Source organism: Brevibacillus sp. SYP-B805, from assembly GCF_011059135.1.
In the GTDB taxonomy this organism is placed as follows: Bacteria; Bacillota; Bacilli; order Brevibacillales; family Brevibacillaceae; genus Brevibacillus_F.
Genome location: NZ_JAALGD010000012.1, coordinates 87502 through 107412, shown reverse-complemented (window position 1 = coordinate 107412; position 19911 = coordinate 87502). Strand labels below are relative to the sequence as shown.

Annotated in this window: 24 protein-coding genes and 1 other annotated feature; of the genes, 22 read left to right on the top strand and 2 right to left on the bottom strand. The window is 57.6% G+C overall.

Going from position 1 to position 19911, the window contains the following annotated elements; genetic code table 11:
- Positions 1-28: 28 nt before the first annotated feature.
- From dnaX to G3578_RS15200, 7 genes are all read left to right on the top strand, one after another.
- The gene (gene dnaX / locus G3578_RS15230; protein ID WP_165213816.1) at positions 29-1750 is read left to right on the top strand and encodes a DNA polymerase III subunit gamma/tau; all 1722 of its coding nucleotides are present in this window, start codon (positions 29-31) and stop codon (positions 1748-1750) included.
- A gap of 22 nt (positions 1751-1772) precedes the next feature.
- Positions 1773-2084 (top strand): YbaB/EbfC family nucleoid-associated protein, encoded by a 312-nt coding sequence (locus G3578_RS15225; protein WP_165213815.1) that lies wholly within the window; start codon positions 1773-1775, stop codon positions 2082-2084.
- Between the two features lie 39 nt (positions 2085-2123).
- Positions 2124-2720, top strand: coding sequence for a recombination mediator RecR (gene recR / locus G3578_RS15220; protein WP_165213814.1), 597 nt, complete (start codon positions 2124-2126; stop codon positions 2718-2720).
- A gap of 139 nt (positions 2721-2859) precedes the next feature.
- Positions 2860-3834: a CPBP family intramembrane glutamic endopeptidase gene (locus G3578_RS15215; protein ID WP_165213813.1), complete on the top strand. Its 975-nt coding sequence runs from the start codon at positions 2860-2862 to the stop codon at positions 3832-3834.
- 21 nt (positions 3835-3855) lie between these two features.
- Positions 3856-4086 (top strand): DUF2508 family protein, encoded by a 231-nt coding sequence (locus G3578_RS15210; RefSeq protein WP_165213812.1) that lies wholly within the window; start codon positions 3856-3858, stop codon positions 4084-4086.
- A gap of 16 nt (positions 4087-4102) precedes the next feature.
- Positions 4103-4366: a pro-sigmaK processing inhibitor BofA family protein gene (locus G3578_RS15205; protein ID WP_165213811.1), complete on the top strand. Its 264-nt coding sequence runs from the start codon at positions 4103-4105 to the stop codon at positions 4364-4366.
- Between the two features lie 291 nt (positions 4367-4657).
- Positions 4658-5299, top strand: a complete 642-nt coding sequence (locus tag G3578_RS15200; RefSeq protein ID WP_165213810.1) for a SurA N-terminal domain-containing protein — start codon at positions 4658-4660, stop codon at positions 5297-5299.
- A gap of 42 nt (positions 5300-5341) precedes the next feature.
- Here G3578_RS15200 and G3578_RS15195 read toward each other — a convergent pair whose 3' ends face one another.
- Complete coding sequence (locus tag G3578_RS15195) at positions 5342-5860, bottom strand: hypothetical protein (RefSeq protein ID WP_165213809.1); 519 nt, start codon at positions 5858-5860, stop codon at positions 5342-5344.
- 191 nt (positions 5861-6051) lie between these two features.
- On the opposite strand from G3578_RS15195, the gene G3578_RS15190 reads away from it, so the two are divergent.
- The 12 genes from G3578_RS15190 to rsmI all read left to right on the top strand — a co-directional run bounded on the left by G3578_RS15190 (position 6052) and on the right by rsmI (position 14585).
- On the top strand, positions 6052-7062 hold the full coding sequence (locus G3578_RS15190) for a hypothetical protein (RefSeq protein ID WP_165213808.1): 1011 nt from the start codon (positions 6052-6054) through the stop codon (positions 7060-7062).
- 44 nt (positions 7063-7106) lie between these two features.
- Complete coding sequence (locus tag G3578_RS15185) at positions 7107-7289, top strand: sigma factor G inhibitor Gin (protein WP_165213807.1); 183 nt, start codon at positions 7107-7109, stop codon at positions 7287-7289.
- 133 nt (positions 7290-7422) lie between these two features.
- The gene (locus G3578_RS15180) at positions 7423-8892 is read left to right on the top strand and encodes an aminotransferase class I/II-fold pyridoxal phosphate-dependent enzyme (RefSeq protein WP_241254642.1); all 1470 of its coding nucleotides are present in this window, start codon (positions 7423-7425) and stop codon (positions 8890-8892) included.
- Between the two features lie 19 nt (positions 8893-8911).
- Positions 8912-9541 (top strand): dTMP kinase, encoded by a 630-nt coding sequence (tmk, locus tag G3578_RS15175; RefSeq protein WP_165213805.1) that lies wholly within the window; start codon positions 8912-8914, stop codon positions 9539-9541.
- Between the two features lie 25 nt (positions 9542-9566).
- Positions 9567-9896, top strand: coding sequence for a cyclic-di-AMP receptor (locus G3578_RS15170; protein ID WP_165213804.1), 330 nt, complete (start codon positions 9567-9569; stop codon positions 9894-9896).
- A 35-nt stretch (positions 9897-9931) separates the two neighbouring features.
- Positions 9932-10378 (top strand): YaaR family protein, encoded by a 447-nt coding sequence (locus G3578_RS15165; protein ID WP_165213803.1) that lies wholly within the window; start codon positions 9932-9934, stop codon positions 10376-10378.
- Positions 10379-10389: 11 nt separating this feature from the next.
- Complete coding sequence (gene holB, locus G3578_RS15160; RefSeq protein ID WP_165213802.1) at positions 10390-11370, top strand: DNA polymerase III subunit delta'; 981 nt, start codon at positions 10390-10392, stop codon at positions 11368-11370.
- Between the two features lie 3 nt (positions 11371-11373).
- Positions 11374-12189 carry a PSP1 domain-containing protein gene (locus G3578_RS15155; protein ID WP_165213801.1) on the top strand — a complete coding sequence of 272 codons (816 nt, stop codon included), beginning with the start codon at positions 11374-11376 and terminating at the stop codon, positions 12187-12189.
- A 31-nt stretch (positions 12190-12220) separates the two neighbouring features.
- Positions 12221-12598, top strand: a complete 378-nt coding sequence (yabA, locus tag G3578_RS15150) for a DNA replication initiation control protein YabA (protein ID WP_165213800.1) — start codon at positions 12221-12223, stop codon at positions 12596-12598.
- A gap of 69 nt (positions 12599-12667) precedes the next feature.
- Positions 12668-13435, top strand: a complete 768-nt coding sequence (locus G3578_RS15145) for a tRNA1(Val) (adenine(37)-N6)-methyltransferase (RefSeq protein ID WP_165213799.1) — start codon at positions 12668-12670, stop codon at positions 13433-13435.
- Entirely contained in the window at positions 13389-13688 is a 300-nt protein-coding gene (locus G3578_RS15140; protein WP_165213798.1) for a GIY-YIG nuclease family protein, read from the top strand. The genes G3578_RS15145 and G3578_RS15140 overlap by 47 nt, the downstream gene beginning before the upstream one ends.
- Positions 13689-13691: 3 nt before the next feature.
- Entirely contained in the window at positions 13692-14585 is an 894-nt protein-coding gene (gene rsmI / locus G3578_RS15135; RefSeq protein WP_165213797.1) for a 16S rRNA (cytidine(1402)-2'-O)-methyltransferase, read from the top strand.
- A gap of 38 nt (positions 14586-14623) precedes the next feature.
- Here the strand turns inward: rsmI and G3578_RS15130 are convergent, their stop codons facing one another.
- A complete protein-coding gene (locus tag G3578_RS15130; RefSeq protein ID WP_165213796.1) occupies positions 14624-14878 on the bottom strand; it encodes an AbrB/MazE/SpoVT family DNA-binding domain-containing protein in 255 nt (84 codons plus the stop codon).
- Positions 14879-15273: 395 nt separating this feature from the next.
- Positions 15274-15532: a binding site (T-box leader), on the top strand.
- A gap of 53 nt (positions 15533-15585) precedes the next feature.
- Between G3578_RS15130 and metG the strand changes: the two genes are divergently transcribed.
- The 3 genes from metG (at position 15586) to G3578_RS15115 (ending at position 19906) form a co-directional block, all read left to right on the top strand.
- Positions 15586-17616, top strand: a complete 2031-nt coding sequence (gene metG, locus G3578_RS15125) for a methionine--tRNA ligase (RefSeq protein ID WP_165213795.1) — start codon at positions 15586-15588, stop codon at positions 17614-17616.
- Positions 17617-17634: 18 nt separating this feature from the next.
- The gene (locus G3578_RS15120) at positions 17635-18414 is read left to right on the top strand and encodes a TatD family hydrolase (RefSeq protein WP_165213794.1); all 780 of its coding nucleotides are present in this window, start codon (positions 17635-17637) and stop codon (positions 18412-18414) included.
- A 406-nt stretch (positions 18415-18820) separates the two neighbouring features.
- Positions 18821-19906, top strand: coding sequence for a 3D domain-containing protein (locus G3578_RS15115; RefSeq protein ID WP_165213793.1), 1086 nt, complete (start codon positions 18821-18823; stop codon positions 19904-19906).
- Positions 19907-19911 lie beyond the last annotated feature (5 nt).

The window sequence follows — 19911 nt, the reverse complement described above, 5'->3', positions numbered from 1 at the left end:
TGGACAGTTCGATGGGGAGTGCAGCGGAATGGCTTATACAGCGTTATATCGCGTATGGCGGCCACAAACCTTCGGCGACATCGTGGGGCAGGAGCATGTGACGACGACCCTGCGCAATGCGCTTCGCGAAGGACGGCTTTCCCATGCCTATCTGTTTAACGGACCGCGGGGAACCGGAAAAACCAGCGCGGCCAAGATCATGGCCAAGGCGGTCAACTGCGAACAGCCGCAGGACGGGGAACCGTGCAACGCATGCCAAACCTGCGCGGCCATCACCGAGGGCGCGGTGACCGATGTGCTGGAGATCGACGCGGCCTCCAACCGCGGAGTGGAAGAAATCCGCGACATTCGCGACAAGGTGAAGTTCGCGCCAAGCGATGTCAAATACAAAGTGTATATTATCGACGAAGTGCATATGCTGACCACGGAGGCTTTCAACGCGCTGTTGAAAACGCTGGAGGAGCCGCCGTCGCATGTCCTCTTCATCCTGGCGACGACGGAGCCGCACAAGCTGCCGGCCACAATCATCTCCCGGTGTCAGCGCTTTGATTTTCACCGGATTCCGCTGGCGGAGATGGTGGCCCGCTTGCAGCAGATCTGTACGGCCCACGGGGTGGAGGCGGAGGCGCAGGCCCTGCAGCTGGTTGCCAAGATGGCGGAGGGAGGCATGCGCGATGCCCTGAGCCTCCTGGATCAGGCGATCAGCTACAGCGGCCGGACGATCACCGCAGCCGACATCATGCAGATTACCGGAACCGTCACCCAGACCTACTTTTCCGCGCTGGCCAAGCTGGTTGCCGCTGGCGATGTGGCGGGCGTGATGGAAGCGTTCGATCAGGTGATGGTGCAGGGGAAAGACCCTGAGCATTTCCTGCAGGACTTCCTGTATTACTACCGCGACATGCTGCTGTTGAAGACGGCGCCCAAGCTGCAGGAGATCGTGGAGCGCACGCTGGTTGACGAGCAGTTTGCGGGAGTGGCGGGGCAGTATTCGCTGCCCGCCTTGTATGAGATCATCGAGGTGCTGAACCAGGCGCTGACGCAGCTGAAATGGTCCACCCATGCGCGGGTGCTGGTGGAACTGACGCTGGTGAAGCTGTGCCAGCTGCCGCAGAAGGCGGAGAGCGCCGGCCAGGTGGCAAGCGCCGACGAGTTGGCCGCGCTGACCGGGCGCATCCGGGCGCTGGAGGAGAAGCTGCAGCAGGTTCTGCAGGGGCAGGGAGCGCTCCCGCAGGCCACGACAGCGGCTGCCGGCAGCGAACCCAAGCCGCGTGAACCGCGCCGTGCCGCAGCGGCAGGGGGCGGAAACGGCGGATCGCGGGTATCGGCTGCCAAGCTGCGCGAAGCGGTGCGCGGGTATGATGAAGCCTTGACCCAGAAGATCCGCGGCGCGTGGAGCCAGATCCTGGCCGAAGTCAAGAAGGTGAAAATCCAGTATCAGGCCTGGTTGGTCGCCGGCCAGCCGGTGGCGGCCAGCCCTTCGACCTTGCTGGTGGCTTTCACCAGCTCCATTCACCGCGACAAGACGATGGAGCCGGAACTGAAGAGCGTCGTGGAGCGGGCGATCCAGACGGTGACGGGCAAACAGCTGGCCCTGTTGTCCGTGATGGAAGAAGAATGGCAAAGCGTGGAAGCGCAAAAAGGCGAGGGCGGGTCGGCGGCAGCGCCGGCCGAGACGGAGGAGCAGGACCCGCTGATCGCGGAAGCGCTCAAGCTGGTTGGCGAACAGCTGCTGGAAGTCAAAGAGTGACGAAACAAGGAGGACTGTCAAAATGAAAAACATGCAGCAAATGATGAGACAAGTGAAAAAGATGCAGGAAGAAATGCAAAGAACCCAGGAAGCGCTGAAGGAGAAAGTGGTGGAAGGCTCTGCAGGCGGCGGCGCCGTGGTGGTGAAAGCCAACGGCCACAAGCAGATTCTCGACATCGCGATCAAACCGGAAGTGATTGATCCCGAAGATGCGGAGATGCTGCAGGATCTGGTGCTGACGGCGGTGAACGATGCGCTGCGCAGCGTTGACGAGCTGGTGGCGAAAGAGATGGGACGCTTTACCGGAGGCATGAATATCCCCGGTCTGTTCTAGGACGGCAGCACGCAACAGCCCAAAGGAGCCAGTGTAACCATGTATTATCCGGAACCGGTATCGAAGTTGATCGAAGGGTTTATGAAACTGCCGGGCATCGGCCCGAAAACCGCGGGCCGGCTGGCGTTTTACGTCCTCAACATGAAAGAGGACGATGTGCTTGATCTGGCCAAAGCGCTGGTCAACGCCAAGCGGCAGCTCCACTACTGCTCCGTCTGCAACAACATCACGGATATCGATCCCTGTCACATCTGCCGTGACAAGCGGCGCGACCCTTCCACCATCTGCGTCGTACAGGAGCCGAAGGATGTGGTGGCGATGGAGAAGACCCGGGAGTACGAAGGGTATTACCATGTCCTGCAGGGGGCCATTTCCCCGATGGATGGCATCGGGCCGGAGGATATCCGCATCCCCGATCTGTTGAAGCGGTTAAGCGATGAAAAGGTAAAAGAAGTGATTCTCGCCACCAACCCCAATATCGAAGGGGAGGCGACAGCCATGTATATTTCCCGCCTGATCAAGCCGTTTGGCATTCGCGTTACGCGCATTGCGCACGGGCTGCCGGTCGGCGGGGATTTGGAGTATGCCGACGAGGTGACCCTCTCCAAAGCGTTGGAAGGCCGACGCGAAATCTAGCAGGTCCGCCCGGCAGAGTGAACGCTCTGGCTGGGCGTATTTTTTCTGAACAGCGGACGGATTCAGATGTTTATCAAGGAGAATGGTTGGGGTTATTTTCCGGGCGGACAAGACATAGAGTAGGGATAGGAGGGAGAAGATGCAGACAGGATTGGAAGTTCCGGTGGGGAGCGGCAGAGAGACACGCGGATCCAGGCGCTGGGCCGTCCCTCTGTTTCTCGGGTTTCTGTTTACGACTTTGGCAGAGCTGACGACTATCCGTTTTGTGCCTGGAAAAGACGGGCGCTGGGTGGTCAGAACGGCGGAAGATCCAGGGGACGGGATCATCCTGTTTGTGCTGGGCGTCAGTCTGCTGACGTTGGTATGCGGCATCGGATTCCTCATTCAGTGGGCGCGGGAACGGATCAGGGGAGGAGGCGGGCTGTGGCCCTCCCGGATGGTTTCCGGTACGGATGTGATTGTTACGTGTGCCTGGCTGCAGCTCTTGCAAATCGTCTTTCTGTTCGTCACGGAGCTGTTTCTGCCCCCGACGCTGTTTGCGGAAGGGACGGCTGCGGGCATGCTGGAGTCCGCTTCCCTGCAGTTCTTTATCCTGGCGGTTGCGTTTTTCCGCTTCCGGGGAAGGGGAACGGCGCTCGGATTTTGCCGCCCCCGCCGACCGGGACGGATGCTCGCCGCCATTCTGCTCCTGTTGGGGCTGATCCTGTTTGTCCTCGATCTGGTCGTCACCAACCCGGTGGCGGACCTGTTTCATCTCTCCCTGGATTCGGAAAGGGAGCAGCAGATTCAGCAGGAAATCCTCGCTTCCCAATCCCGCGATCCCCTGCATTTCTGGGCAAACGTGGCGATTGTCGGCCTGATTGTGCCGCTGGCGGAAGAGATTCTGTTTCGCGGCGTGATCCAGACGTACCTGGTGCACCGCTTCGGGGCCATCATCGGCATCGGGGTGAGCAGCTTCTGGTTTGCGCTGCTGCATGTAGACCCGGCCTTGTTCGCCCCCCTGTTTGCGATCGGGCTGGCGCTCGGGATTCTGCGGCATCGGTTTCAAAGCCTGTGGGGAGCGATCATCCTGCACAGTTTGAACAATCTGTTCAGCGTGATGGTTCATTTATGAGGGAATCGGGAGGCTGGCAAGATGGATTGGTGGAAGAGGCAAAAAGCGGCGCTTGTCATCGGCGGCAGCCACTGGTCGCTGCCGGATGCGGTGGATCAGGCCCAGCGGGATTGGCAGAATGCCAAGCAGCTGGTTGATCTGTCCGAGGAGAGTGAGGTGGAAGACGCCATCTACTACCTGCAGCTGACGGAAAAACGCTACATGTATTTGCTGGGGAAAATGCGCCGCCAGTATGCAGGGACAAAGGCGTAGGGGAGGCAGAGGAGCGATGGAATGGCTGATCGCCCTGGTGGTTGTTGGGTTTTTGCTGTTGGTATCCGTCAGCAAGTCGGTGGCTCGTCCCATTCGCTGGCTCGGAGTCGCGGCTTTGCAGCTGGTGATCGGGGCCATACTCCTGTTCTTTGCCAACCTGGTGGGAGAAATGGCCGGTTTCCATATCCCGATCAATCCGGTGACGGCGCTCCTGGCAGGATTCCTGCGGCTTCCCGGGGTATTGGCGTTGATTGTCATCAAGCTTTATATCATGACGTGACCTCCCAGCATGCTGACGAGATTCGCATGCATAAGGGAGCATTCGGTTAACATCAGGTTCAGTCCGGGAAACAAGTGACGAAAGCCTGCTCAACGAACATGGAGCGGGCTTTTCGTCTTTTTGGGGGCTTTGCAGCGCATCGGATTAATGGATGAGATCCCAGGTACAACGCAGCATGGCGGAAGCGCACAGCGGAAATGTGGAAAGATTGTGGAAGCGATGTTCCATTTTTCTCCCATAACTCTTCTCTATAATACGGAATGCAGATAGGCGGAAAGAGAGGAAGCAACCATGAAAAAATTTGACGCAACCGCAGTCGCGATCTCCATTTTGCTTTTGGCGCTTGTCATCCTGGGAGTTTCGCGGGAACAGCATCATGATCCGGTGGTGGCCAAGGTAGGCAGCATCTCGATTACCCAGACGCAGCTCTATGATGCCATGAAAGACAAATACGGCCAGAAGGTGCTCAACCAGCTGGTGGCTGACGAACTTGTGAAGCTGGAAGTAAAGCAGCAGGGTATAGCAGTCAGTGAGGCGGAGATCGACAAGAAAGTGTCCGAACTCAAAAAAGAATTGGGAACGGAAGAAAAATTCCGGAAGTTCTTGAAAGACAGGCAGCTGGACGAGCAGGGACTGCGTGACAAATTGTCCTTGCTCTTGGCACGGGACAAGTTGCTGGATCAGGCCTATCCGGTTACGGAGAAACAGATACAGGAGTACTATGAGAAGCACAAGGAAAAGCTCGGAAAACCGACGCCAACGCTGGAACAAGCGACACCCAAGATCAAGGAGAAGCTGACGGACAGGAACCGCCAGGACCACTACAGCGACTGGATAGAGGAGCTGAAGAAGAAATACGGCGTGACGTATGAGGACCCTGCATTTGCAAAAAACGAAGACAGCAAAAGTGATGACAACAAGAAATCGTCATAAGGCGGCATTTGGGGGCAAGGGAGTCGATCGCTCCCCCTGATGTCAGCCATCCGTCAACAGAAACGCCACGCTTCTCCACTCATACTTCACCCGGCACTGCTGCGGCTGGCGCAGGGAGGCAAGCAGGGAAAACAGGCGGGGCAGATTCAGAGCGGCCGCAGCCGCTGCCAGGGAGAGCCCATAGGAGATTGGCAGCCAGACATACAAACCGGCGGCACTCAGCACGCTGCCGAGGATGACGGTCAGCTCCGCTTGTCGAAAGAAGGAAAGCGACACGGGAACGGCGGTGCCGGCCCCCCACCAGGGAGAAAACAGCGTATCGGGAGTGATCCTTGTCTGTTGGCTGCGGGAATAGGCGTACAGGCGGAACAGCAGGAATTGCAGAACCGGTACGATCACCAGGATGGACAGGGAAACGATCAACTCGGATAGCGGCACAAGGGCGGCCAGGGAAGCGGCCGCCAGCCCGGCAGCCAGAACAGCGAACTGCAGCAGATAACCGACAGCGCCCCAGCGAAAGCGATGGAGCAGCTTGTAGCTGTAGATGGTTTGTTCTTTCACGGAAGCACTCCTTTCCGGCAAGCGGCAGCCGGGACGGATGATCTTTCCCTGATTATAACAGAGAACGGTTTTCCTGTGCTTGCTCCGATACGAACTTTGCCTGCAAACGGGAGCCGGTGGCGATGCCATCGGCTTCGTTTTTGGGAAAGAATAAACCAAGATAATCAATGCCCAAAGGGGGAACACGACCGGTGCCGCGAGACGAGATCAGGCTGATCGGCATGGAGACCGGCCAGGAACAGATGGCCGTTGCAGCCAGACTGGGCCTCACCCTGTTACCGCCTGCCGAAAACGAAGGCGCTACCGGCAGCGCAGCGGCTGGGGTGTTCGTCGACAGGCCCATCGACGCGCCGCTGCTGCAGAAGCGGCTCGCAGCGCTTGTCCGGAGCGGCGGGGAACCGGCCGTTCTGCTGCTTGTGGGGCACAAGATCCCCTATGGCTTTGCCGATCGGATGGCAGAGGGTCTGGATGTGCCCGTCGAGGTGGTTCGCCTCTGTCTGTGGGAAGGCGAGAACCGGGCGCTCATCGGCGGCGACCATCGCGGGAGATGGGTCCATCGCCTCCGTCGGCATCTCGCGGAAAGGGGGCTGATCTCGCTTCTCTGCCGCTGCATCGAGGTGGATGAGGCCGTCCGCCACCTGCCGCTCTATCTGGCATGGAAGCAGCGTTTCTACCTGCAGCTGGGCGAGCGGTGTGACGCGTCGGGAGCACGGCTGGAAGTGGTGGCGCAGGCGCTCGGCATGGATGCGCGAATCGGCCAGGGTTGGCTGTGCAGGGAAGCGGCGACCCCGGAATGGGAGCGGGAGATCGTCGCCTGGCTGGCCCGCCAGTGCGGAAAGGTACGGGAAAAAACGAAGGTTGACCGCCTTGCCTTTTGGGGGCCCAAGCGGCTGTGGAACGCCATCGCCATGCACGTTCCAGGCGTCAGGGAGGTGCGCTTGTACGATCCGGCAGAGGCGGAAAAGACGAACGAGCCCTCCTTGTTGGAGGATACGCTGGCGCAGGCCGATCTGCTGGTGATCGCGGACGCGGATCAGCGGATCAGGGAGCTCGGGCTTCATGTGATCGTCTCCCTGATGCGCCAGCCGTTCGTCATCGACGCCTGCTCCTGTTATCCGCTGTCCGAAGCGGAAGGATTTGCAATCCCGTATCGAACTTTGGGTCAAAACACGAACGTTTGGGAATGGAACGGATTAGAATAGGGTATAATGTTTGGTAGATTACGGAAGAGAGTGGGCGTTAAACCATGGAAAGCAGCAGTCAGCGTTGCATCGTCTGCGGACAGGAACGGTCAGCCGGCATCGCCATCTGGGACCAGTTCATCTGCCAGCCTTGCGAGCAAGAGATGGTGAAAACAGACGTCAGCGACGAGAAGTATCCGTTTTTCATTCACCAAATGAGGCAAATATGGCTGCGAAAGAATGCGTAGCCATTTTGGACGACGGGTTTTGTCCGACAGCGGCATCAGCGGTTCAGCTGGTGCCCGCTTGCTTTTTGCCGACCATTGCCCGCAGAACCATGATACAATGGAGCTAAACATAGACAAAGGACGTGACGGAGGCTTGGAAGAGAGAGGGGAGTTTTGGGAAAGACAGCGGCGAGCCCCGCTGTTCGAGGCCTTGGAGCGGCATGCCGGACGCCGTCCGCATCCGTTCCATGTGCCCGGCCACAAGATGGGGACGAGCTTCGATGCCCATGGACGTGCCCGGTTTCAATCGATCCTGCCGCTCGATCTGACGGAAATATCCGGTCTGGATGATCTGCACCAGCCGGAAGGAGTGATTGCCAAGGCGCAGGAATTGGCTGCGGAAGCGTTTGGGGCGGAGTGGACCCGCTTTCTCGTCGGCGGCAGCACAGCCGGCAATCTGGCCCTGATCATGACCGTGTGCAAGCCGGGAGAGAAGATCCTGGTGCAGCGCAACTGCCACAAGTCGGTGTATCACGGCATCATCATGGCGCGTGCCATACCCGTGTTCATTGTGCCGGCTGTCGACTGGGAGAGCGGCGTGGCGGCGGGGCTCCGGCGGGAGGATGTGGAGCGGACGCTCGCGGCCCATCCCGATGCAAAAGCGGTGTTTCTGACCAACCCGACCTACTACGGGATGGGAATCGACCTGACGAAGATGGCGGCCACGGTGCATCGCTTTGGCGTACCGCTGCTGGTGGACGAGGCGCACGGGGCCCATTACGGCTTCCATCCGGCGCTCCCGCCATCCGCCATGCAGTGCGGGGCGGATGCGGCCGTCCAATCCACGCACAAGATGGGCACCTCGATGACCATGTCCTCCATGCTGCACGTGCAGGGGCCGCGCATTGACCGCGACCGCCTCCAGCGCATCCTGGGGATGATTCAATCATCCAGCCCCTCCTATCCGCTGATGGCTTCACTTGATCTGGCCAGGAGGCATATGGTGTTAGAAGCGAGGAAAGAATTGGAGCGCGTGCTGCCGCTGGTGGATCGGCTGCGTGAGCGCATTGCGAACCTTGACTGGCTCTGTCTGCCGGTCCTTGCCGAAAACAGCGGCTATACCACGCACGATCCGCTCAAGCTGCTATTGAGCCTGCGGACACGCGCATGGACGGGCTACGACTTGCAGAAGCTGCTGGAGGAGGCCCGCATTTATCCGGAACTGGCGGAACGGGCACACGTGCTGCTGGCCGCGTCAACAGGAACTTCGCCGGCAGACGTCGAACATGTATGGCAACTCCTCGAAAGCGTGGATGTTCCCCCGATGCATGCAGGCGATGCGCCGTTTCCTGTCGGGCTCCTCGCTTCCAGCTTTCTGCGTGAGCAGGCGATGCCGATGCACGAAGCGTTTGATGCGCCGAAAAAGACGGTGCCGCTTGCGGAAGCGGCCGGCAGAATATGCGCGGAGATGGTGATTCCGTATCCGCCCGGCATTCCGCTGATCGCGCCCGGCGAGCGCATCGACGCGGAGGTGCTCGCGCTCTTGCAGGAGCTGGCGGCAGGCGGCGCACGTTTTCACGGCATCAAGGATCCCGAACTGACCACGATCGAAACGATCGCCTGAGGAAGAAGGAGGACAACCGTTGAGGGGCTTGTTTATCACCTTTGAAGGACCGGACGGCGCGGGCAAGACCACCCAGGTAAAAGCATTTGCCGAAGCCCTGGCGCAGCGGGGCCATGACGTTCTCGTCACCCGCGAACCGGGCGGCACCGCGATTAGCGACAAGATCAGAGGGCTGATTCTGGACCCTTCCCACAGGGAGATGGACGATGTGACGGAGGCGCTTCTCTATGCCGCTTCCCGTGCCCAGCACGTGCGGGAAAAAGTGCTCCCCGCGCTCGCCCGGGGCACGATCGTCGTCTGCGACCGCTTTGTCGATGCAAGTTTGGCGTACCAGGGGTTTGGATTGGGACTGCCTGTGCATAAAATTAAAGAAATCAATGAGTTTGCAACCGGGGGGCTTGTGCCCGATCGCACCTACCTGCTGGATATCCCAGTGGCCGCCGGACGGGCACGGCTGCAAGCCCGAGCCGGCCTTGACCGGATCGAACAAAAAGAGGCCGCCTATCACGAGCGTGTGCGGGAAGGGTTCCATACGCTTGCGAAAGAACATCCCGCGCGCATCCGCGTGATTGATGCCACTCAATCGGTGGAAGCCGTTGCGCAAGAAGTGCTCGCTGACTTCTTGCGGTGGCTCCCTTCCATCACATAACACCAAGCGGAAAGGGTGAGATACAATGAAAATGGTGATCGCCGTTGTACAGGACAAGGACAGCGGTCGGCTGTCTCAAATGCTGGTGAAAAGCGGTTTTCGCGCAACGAAGCTGGCAAGTACGGGTGGTTTCCTGCGGGCCGGCAATACCACGTTTCTGATCGGCACGAGTGACGAAAGCGTTCAGGACGTTATCGACATCATTTCGCAGAGCTGCAAGTCCCGGAAGCAAATGGTGACACCCGTATCTCCTCTCGGCAATGCGGTGGATTCGTTCATGCCGTATCCGCTCGAGGTGCAGGTGGGCGGCGCTGCGGTGTTTGTGCTGGATGTGGAAAGCTTCCATTCCTTTTAAGAACGGGCAGGACATCTTGCGGCGGAGGTGAGGGTATGAAAATCGGCGACGGGTTGCGCCCGCATTTCGATCCGTTAAAACCAAACGAAACGCGCAGGAACGCTTCGCTGGAAAGGCTAAATTTTGGCCAGCTGGTGAAGGACGAAGAGGAACGCATGTCGCAGGAGCGGCTGACGCAGCTCCTGAACGAGATCGACAGGCAGGGACAGATTCTGGCCCGTTCCCGGTCGATTCGCGACTTCTATCATTACAAGAACCTGGTCAAACGGTTTATGGAGGAAGCGGTGAAGTTCGGCGTCGCCCTCGATGACCGCAAGGGGATGAACCGCCGCGGCCGAAGCCGGCTGTACAAGATCATCAAGGAAGTGGATTCCCATTTGCTGCAGCTGGCGGATGACCTGTTGAGCGACCAGGCGCCGATGATCGATCTGTTGGCCCGCATCGGCGAGATTCGCGGCATGTTGATCAATCTGTATTTCTAGGTGTGACATAGATGACGTGGAAGAATATCAGCGAGCAGCCGCGGGTGGCGGAGCTGCTCGCCGGCAGCCTGCGCCATGACCGGCTGGCTCATGCCTATCTGTTCGCCGGCCCCCGTGGTTCGGGAAAAAAGAAAATCGCGCTGCATTTGGCCAAGTCGTTGTTCTGCACGGAGCTTGCGGGCGACGCTTGCGGCGAATGTCTGCAGTGCCGCCGCATTGACGCGGGGAACCATCCCGATGTGCACGTGATCGTGCCGGATGGCGCCACCCTCAAGATCGATCAGGTGCGGGCGCTGCAAAAAGAGATGATGATGCGGGCCGTGGAGTCGGGGCGCAAGGTATATGTGCTGGAGCATGCAGACCGCATGACCACCCAGGCGGCCAACAGTCTGCTCAAATTTCTGGAAGAACCTCCGGCGGGCGTGACGGCCATTCTGCTTACCGAGAACAGCCATGCCGTCCTGCCGACGATTCTCTCCCGCTGTCAGGTGATGGTGTTTGCACCGCTTTCCCCGGAGGTGATTGCCGGGCGGCTGCAAGCGGAGGGCATCGCTCCGGGGCTGGCCAGAACGGCTTCCCACATTACAACACATTTGGAACAGGCCCGGGAATACTGCCAGTCAGAATGGTTTGCACAGCTTCGAAATATAGTGATACAATTGGTGAGTGAGATGAAACAGCGCAATTCCCTTGCGCTGATGACCATACAGGATCTGTTTGGCAAGAATGACAGTTTAAAGGAGGAACTGCCCCTCTTTCTGGATTTGCTCATCCTTTGGCTGCGCGATATCCTTTATGTGCAAGTGGGAAGAGAGACCCGTCTGATCAATAGCGACCAACAGGATGTGCTATCAAGACAAGCCTTGGTATGGACTCGAGCCGAGCTCTTGCACGGAATCGATCTGGTCATGGAAACACGAAAACGGATAGAGCGAAATGCCAACCCCCAGTTGGCGCTAGAGAGGCTGGTTCTCCAAATCCAGGAGGGATAAACCTTGTACGAGGTAGTAGGCGTCCGCTTCAAAAAAGCGGGTAAGATATATTACTTCGATCCGGACAAGCTGCCGGTGGAAAAGGACAGCCATGTCATCGTCGAAACGGCGAGAGGGATCGAATACGGCAAAGTGGTCGTCGGCCGCAAGACGGTTGGCGAGTCGGATGTGGTGCTGCCGCTGAAGAAAGTGATTCGCGTCGCGGATGAACGGGACGCCAATCAGGTGGAAGAGAACAAGAAAGCGGCCAAGAGCGCGTTTGCCATCTGCCAGACGAAAATCAGGGAACACAAGCTCGACATGAAGCTGGTCGATGTGGAATATACCTTTGACCGCAACAAGATCATTTTCTATTTTACCGCGGACGGACGCGTGGATTTCCGCGAACTGGTGAAAGATTTGGCTGCCGTTTTCCGCACGCGGATCGAACTTCGCCAGATCGGCGTACGGGACGAAGCAAAAATGCTGGGCGGCATTGGACCGTGCGGCCGCTTGCTCTGCTGCTCCACCTTTCTCGGCGATTTCGAACCCGTTTCCATCAAAATGGCGAAGGATCAGAATCTTTCCCTCAATCCGTCCAAAATCTCCGGCCTGTGCGGAAGGCTGATGTGCTGTCTGAAATTTGAAAATGACAATTATGAAGACTCCAAGGAAGAACTGCCTGATGTAGGCGCCCATGTCATGACTCCCATGGGAGAAGGGCGCGTGGTAAGCGTCAATATCCTGGATCTGACCGTCCAGGTGGAGCTGTTGGAAAAGTCGCGGGTGCTGGAGTTTGCGCTGGATGAGATCGTGTTGAGCGAGGCGGCGAAGGATTAAACTGCATCGGTAGCGGAGATGGGGTGGAGAAGTGGATAAACGAGAGATCTTCGTCAAGATGACCCTGATGGAAGAGAAAGTCGGTCAATTGTACCGGGAAATCGGGGAACTGAAAGACGTCATCGTGGCATTGATGGAAGAGAATGCACAACTGCTCGTTGAAAACGAACACCTGCGGAAGCGTCTGCACGAAAAGCCGGGAGAGCCGCCATCGCCGGAGACGGCGAAGAACGCCGGACAGGGGCAGGCGGCGAAAAACAAGAGGAAGTTCGTGGGGGAAGCCTACGACAATCTCGCCCGGCTGTATGCAGAAGGATTCCATATCTGCAATGTCCACTACGGAAGCCTGCGAAAGGAAGGGGACTGTCTCTTCTGCCTCTCTTTCCTGAGCGGCGCCGTTCACAAATGACCTGGACCGATGCGTTGGTCGGGTCTTTTTTCATAGCACCAAACAGCACCAATGAAGGGGTACCCGGATATGCAAGCGGAAAACAAGGTACCGCTCTACGAATCGGAGCGGATCGACGATTTGCTGACACACAACATGAAGATTATCCAGAGCCGGGAAGTGTTTTGTTTCTCGCTGGATGCGGTTTTGCTGGCCCGTTTTGCCTCTGTGCCCAAACGGGGGCGCGTGATGGATCTTTGTACCGGCAATGGAGCCATCCCGCTGATCATGAGCACCCGGTCCAACGAAGCGGTGTTTGAGGGCCTGGAGATTCAGCCCCGGCTTTACGACATGGCGAGGCGCAACGTGCTGATCAACGGGCTGGAATCGCGCATCACCATGCATCATGGCGATGTGAAAGAGGCGGTGAGCCGGTTCGGACATGGCGCGTTTGACCTGATCACCTGCAATCCGCCGTACATGCCGGCCGCCAGCGGAGAACAGAATCTCAACGAGCACTACGCGATCGCCCGGCATGAAATCCTGCTGAATCTGGAGGACGTGATTCGCGTCAGCAGCCAATTGGCCAAGAACGGCGGGAAAATCGCGCTGGTGCATCGCGCCACCCGGTTGATCGATATCGTGACATTGATGCGCCAATACGGCATCGAACCGAAACGGATGCGATTCGTTCATCCGAAGCGCGACGCCGAGCCCAACATCGTGCTGATCGAAGGGATGCGCGGCGGCAAACCGGAGCTGCGGATTCAGCCGCCGTTGATTGTATACGAAGCGGAAGAGGTATACTGTGATGAACTGCAGGAAGTCTATTACGGTAAGCGGGATTCCCTCGCATAAAAGCCATTTTGTCTATATTCTCCGCTGTGCGGACGGCACGCTCTACACCGGCTATACGACCGAGCTGCTGCGGCGGATTCGGGCGCATAATGAGGGGAAAGGGGCCAAGTACACACGCGGCCGCGGCCCGGTGGAACTGCTCTACGCCGAAGAGGGGGAGAGCCGCTCATGGGGCCAGAGGCGCGAAGAGGAGATCAAGCGCCTCACCCGGCATGAGAAGGAAGAATTGATCCGCAAGGGAGGCTTCACCTAACCGATGAAAGTGCAGCAGAGCTTCAGTGACAATAAACAGGGATGCCTCTATCTCGTCGCGACGCCCATCGGCAACCTGGACGATATCACCGTCAGGGCGCTGGAAACGCTGCGTGCCGCCGACGTGATCGCCTGCGAGGATACCCGGCAGACCCGCAAGCTGCTGAACCATTTCCAGATTGACAAGCGGACGGTCAGCTACCATGAGCACAACAAGCAGGCGAGCGGCACCGGACTCCTGCAGTGGCTGGCCGAAGGCAAAAAGATCGCGTTGGTGAGCGACGCGGGTCTTCCGGCCATTTCCGATCCGGGAGCCGACCTGGTGAGGGACGCCGTCGCGGCAGGCTACCCGGTCATCCCCATTCCAGGCGCCAATGCGGCGTTAACGGCCCTGATCGCTTCGGGCCTGCCTACGGAACGCTTTGTGTTCGCCGGTTTTCTGCCGCGCGAGAAAAAGGAACGACAGGCAGAGCTGGAACGCCTGAAGCGTTATCCGGAAACCCTGCTGTTCTATGAAGCGCCTCACCGGATCGTCAAGACGCTGGAAGACATGCGGGAGGTTTGGGGAGAACGGCAGGCGGTGCTGGCCCGCGAACTGACGAAGCGGTATGAAGAATTCGCCCGGGGGACCTTGTCCGAGCTGATCGGGTGGCTGCATGAAGGAGAGGTGCGCGGCGAGTTCTGCATCGTGGTGGCCGGTTATGCCGGAGCGGATGCAGGCCCGGGGGGAGACGAGGCAGCGCCATGGTGGCAGGCGCTGAGCCTCGTGGAGCACGTGGATCACTACTGCGGCCAAGGGATGTCGAAAAAGGAGGCGCTCAAACAGACAGCGGAGGATCGCGGCCTGCCCAAGCGGGACGTCTACAACCGGTACCACCGTGAAGAAGAAAGAGGCTGACCCGAGGGGCAGCCTCTTTTGATTATGGAACCGAGCCGCTATCGTTTTTGAACAACCGGCAATTCGCTCAGGCAGTCCTGGCAAATGATTTTTCCTTTGAAATGGGTAACTTTATCAGCGTTGCCGCAGAAAATACATGCAGGCTCATATTTTTTCAAGATAATGCGTTCGCCGTCCACATAGATTTCCAGCGCGTCCTTTTCAGCAATGCCAAGGGTACGGCGAAGTTCAATCGGAATCACAACGCGGCCCAATTCATCCACTTTTCTTACAATACCTGTTGATTTCATCATGTCTGGATTCTCCTCTCTCGGTAGCTTAATATCCGGCAGCGATTGTCGATTGCTTTATTAATTTATCGTCATTATTCGACAATTAAAGCTGCCTTCATAATACCAGTGATTCCCAAAGGTGTCAATACATTTTTTTCAGTCATTTTGAAGCACTTTGATAAAATCCTTTTTAGATCATGATAATTTTATCGAATGCTCTTTTTTTTGATCTGTTATTGGAAAAAAGTAACTGGTAACGACTTTGTGGAAATGTAAGGAATTTTAGTCGTTTCGTGTCGAATTCGTGCCTTTTATTCGACAAAGTCTGCTGACAAAGGGTGAAGAGGAGCCTCGTTGACAGAGGGTTTACAAATGGCGATGGTAGAGTACAATAGAAAGGGAAACCAATTGGATACACACCGACGATGACGGGAAGAGTAAGCCTGTTTGCCTTATGACAGAGAGCCGGGGTAGCTGCGAACCGGTATAAGGAGACAAGCTGAACATGGCCCCCGAGTCTTTATGGGCGAATCGCCTCCTGGCAAGGAGCGCGACTAGTCGATAACGTATCCCTGCGTTACAGGGGAGGGTCGCATGCGACTCACCGAGTCCGTCTCCTGTGAGGGAGATGGAGCATTTGGGTGGTACCACGAGTTCAACAGGCTCGTCCCAATCAGGGATGGGTCTTTTTTATATTCATTCCCATTTTGCACTGGAGGATGTTGCCCATGTCAAAACCCACCTATTACATTACGACCCCGATTTACTATCCGAGTAACAAGCTTCATATTGGCAATGCCTACACCACCATCGCCGCTGATGCGATGGCCCGTTACAAGCGGCTGCGCGGGTTTGATGTCTACTATCTGACAGGGACGGATGAACACGGCCAAAAGTTGCAGGAACGCGCCGCGCAGGAAGGGATGCAGCCGCTGGAATTTATCGATCCGGTGGTGGATTGGATCAAGGACCTCTGGCAGCGGCTGGACATTTCCTACGATGATTTCATCCGCACCACGGAGCCCCGCCACAAGGAAGCGGTGCAAAAAATCTTTCAGCGCCTGGTCGATCAGGGCGATATCTACCTGGGCGAATACGAAGGCTACTACTGTGTGCCCGATGAAGCGTTCTGGACGGAAACGCAGGCCAGGACCGACAAAGGCTACTTCTGTCCCGACTGCGGCCGCGAGCTGAAAAAGGTCAAAGAGAAGAACTACTTCTTCCGCCTCTCCAAATATCAGGATCAGCTCCTCAAGTATATTGAGGAACATCCCGATTTCATCCAGCCGGAGACGCGGCGCAACGAGATGATCAACAATTTCCTGAAACCGGGCCTGCAGGATCTCAGCGTCTCCCGCAGCACGTTCGACTGGGGGATCAAGGTTCCCAACGACCCCGAGCACGTGATTTATGTCTGGATCGACGCCCTGGCCAACTATATCACCGCGCTTGGCTACCTGTCCGACGATGACAGCAAATTCCGCCGCTACTGGCCGGTCGATGTCCATCTGGTCGGCAAGGACATCATCCGCTTCCATACCATCTACTGGCCGATTATTCTGCTGGCGCTGGGCCTGCCGCTGCCGAAAAAAGTGTTTGGCCACGGCTGGCTGCTGATGCCGGACGGCAAGATGTCCAAGTCCAAGGGGAATGTGATCGATCCCAAACTGTTGATCGACCGGTACGGCTCCGACGGCGTCCGCTACTATCTGCTGCGTGAAATCGCCTTCGGGCAGGACGGCGTCTTTACGCCCGAGATTTTCATTCAGCGGCTCAACTTCGATCTGGCCAACGACCTCGGCAATCTGCTCAGCCGTTCGCTCGTCATGATCGAGAAATATTTCGACGGCGTCGTGCCCGCCCCGACACAGCCGGGCGAATTCGACGACAGCCTGATCAGCCTGGCGACCAGAACGAAGGCGCTGGTGGAAGAGCACATGGACGAGATGCGCTTCAGCAACGCGCTCACCCATATCTGGGAACTGATTGGCCGCAGCAACAAATACATCGATGAGACCATGCCGTGGAACCTGGCCAAGTCGGAAGAAAACCGGGAACGCCTGGGAACGGTTCTCTACAATCTGGTGGAGAGCATCCGCATCGTCTCCATCCTGATCCAGCCGTTCATGACCAAGGCGCCGGCGAAGATCTGGCAGCAGCTGGGCATTGCCGATCGGCCGGAAGCCCGCACCTGGGAGTCTGCCGGCACGTGGGGAGGACTGCCCGTTGGCAGCCGTGTGAACCGCAGCGAACTGCTCTTCCCTCGCCTCGATATCGAAGCCGAGCTGGCGTTTATTGACGAATCGACCGCCGAGGCGCGCCGCCAAGCGGAAGAAAACAAGAAAAAGCAGGAAGCATTGAAAGGAGAATCGACGATGAGCGAGACGACCAACCCAACCGCAGAACCGACAGCGGAAAAACCGGCCGATGTGAAGGAAGAGATCGGCATTGACGATTTCGGCAAAGTGGAGCTGCGGGTCGCGCAGGTGATCGCCTGCGAGAAACACCCGAACGCCGACAAATTGCTGGTGCTGCAGCTCGACCTGGGCTACGAAAAGCGGCAGGTGGTATCCGGCATCGCCAAATACTACACGCCGGAGGAGATGGTTGGCAAAAAAGTGATTCTGGTGGCCAACCTGAAACCGGTGAAGCTGCGCGGCGAATTGTCGCAGGGCATGATCCTGGCGGCTTCCGTCGTCGACCAGCTGACGCTGGCGACGGTCGATCCCAGCATGCCAAATGGCGCGATTGTCAAGTAAGGAAAGGATGAACGGCCCGTGGTCATTGATACGCACGCCCATTTGAACGCGCCGGAGTTCGACGAGGACCGCGACGAAGTGATTGCCCGCGCGCGGGAGAACGGCGTCAGCACGATCGTCAACATCGGCTTCAATGCCGAGACGATCCCCACCTGCCTGGAACTGGCCGAACGGTATGATTTCATCTATGCCGTGATCGGCTGGCACCCGCAGGACGCCAAGGACATGACGGACGACCATCTCGCCTGGATCGAGGAATTGAGCCGCCATCCCAAAGTGGTCGGCCTCGGCGAGATGGGGCTGGACTATTACTGGGACACGTCGCCCAAGGATGTGCAGGCGGAGGTGTTCCGCAAACAGATCCGTCTTGCCCGCAAGCTGGGGATGCCCATCGTCATCCATAACCGCGACGCCCATCACGACGTGATCACCATCCTGCGGGAGGAGAAAGCGGGCGAGGTGGGCGGCATCATGCACTGCTTCTCGGGGAGCTGGGAGACGGCCAAAATGGCGCTCGACATGAACTTCTACATTTCGTTCGGCGGGCCGCTAACCTTCAAAAACGCGAAGCAGCCCAAGGAAGTGGCAGCCAAAGTGCCGCTTGACCGGCTGCTGGTGGAAACGGATTGTCCGTATCTTACCCCGCATCCGTACCGCGGCAAGCGCAACGAATCCGGTTATGTCCGCTACGTGGCGGAGGAGATGGCCCGCCTTCACGGCCTCTCTTACGAAGAGATGGCCAGAATCACGTCGGAGAATGCGCGCAGAGTGTTCCGGCTGCCTGCCCCCGACGCATAAGCGGCAGGCTTAAGAAACCCTTCGATTCGATCCGATCAACGAATCGAGGGGTTTTTGGCGTCTTCCGCACGCTGGCGGGGGACGATCTGGGACAATCGCCGTTCTATTACCCGCCTGTCATGCATATCATGTTCAATGTCGAACGAAAAGGAGAAATCGACAGGGGAGACTCGACAGAAAGTGCCTTTCTTTTGCGGGCAGTGTCTGCTACCTTTGGAGGTAGTTTTTGGGAGAGCAAGAAAGTTTCGGTGAGTAAATTTGACAAACCGGAAAAAGTAGCATACAATCAAGTGCGACTTATGCACACCCCCGAAACTGGCTTGATCCGAAAGCTGCGGCTAAAGAAGGCCTCTTCTGTCAGGGAAAGGCCTTCCATGGAAGCTTTTCTGGAAAAGGAGTGTGAGACATGGAGTTGAGCAAGTTATGGATGGCACACAAGAAGCTCATCCTGGCAGCGGCCAGCTGCCTGGTTCTGGTGATGGCATCCGTAATCAGCGGCACCTTCATCCTCACTTCCCAGCCAAAGCACATTACCTTCTCTTACAACGGAGAAACTAAATCGTTCGAGACAACTGCAGAAACAGTCGAAGATTTCTTGAAGGAACAGCACATCGCGTTAACCGACAAGGATTTGCTGACCCCGTCAGCAGATACACCGCTAACAGACGAACTAACCATTGCATTACATACCAGCTGGGAAGTACCTGTCCACGTTGATGGACAAACCAAGGTCGTACATACCGTGAAACGGGATGTAGCGAGCATTTTGCAGGAGGCGGGCGTCACGCTCAAGCCGACGGACAAGGTGGAACCGGCGCTGTCCGCATCCATCGACCAGGGGACACCGATTCACGTCACACGCGTTGATGTAAAAATCGTGCAAGTGAAAGAAGAATTGCCTTATCAGGAAATTCGCAAATTTGATCCAACCCTCAAGAAGGGGGAAACGCGAGTCCTGCAGCAGGGACAGCAGGGCCTGGCGGTGGATCACTACAAACTGGTTTCGGAAAACGGCAAGGAAGTGTCGCGTGAATTGGTCAAACGTGACGTGGTTACGCCGAAGCATGACCGGATCATCGCGGTCGGCACCAAGGTTGTGACGGCATCAAATGCGTCAAAACCGGCGGTGACGGCGGCGGGGCTCGTGTCGCGCGGAGGCAAGGTATTCCGGCCGCAGCGGGTACTGACCAACGTTACCTTGACCGCCTACACACCGGCAGGCGGAGGAAAAAGTCCGAAATCGCCGGGATACGGCCGTACCGCCACAGGCGTCAAAGCGACCGAAGGCCGAACGATCGCCGTCGATCCAAGCGTCATCCCGCTGGGGTGGTGGGTCTACATCGAGGGGGTCGGCTACCGGCGGGCGGAAGATACCGGCGGCGCGGTAAACGGCAAGACAATCGATGTCTTTTATGATACCCAATCGGAAGCGCTCACGTTTGGCCGCAGAAGGGGTAAAACGGTATATGTGATCGGACCGCATAAACCATAAAGGCA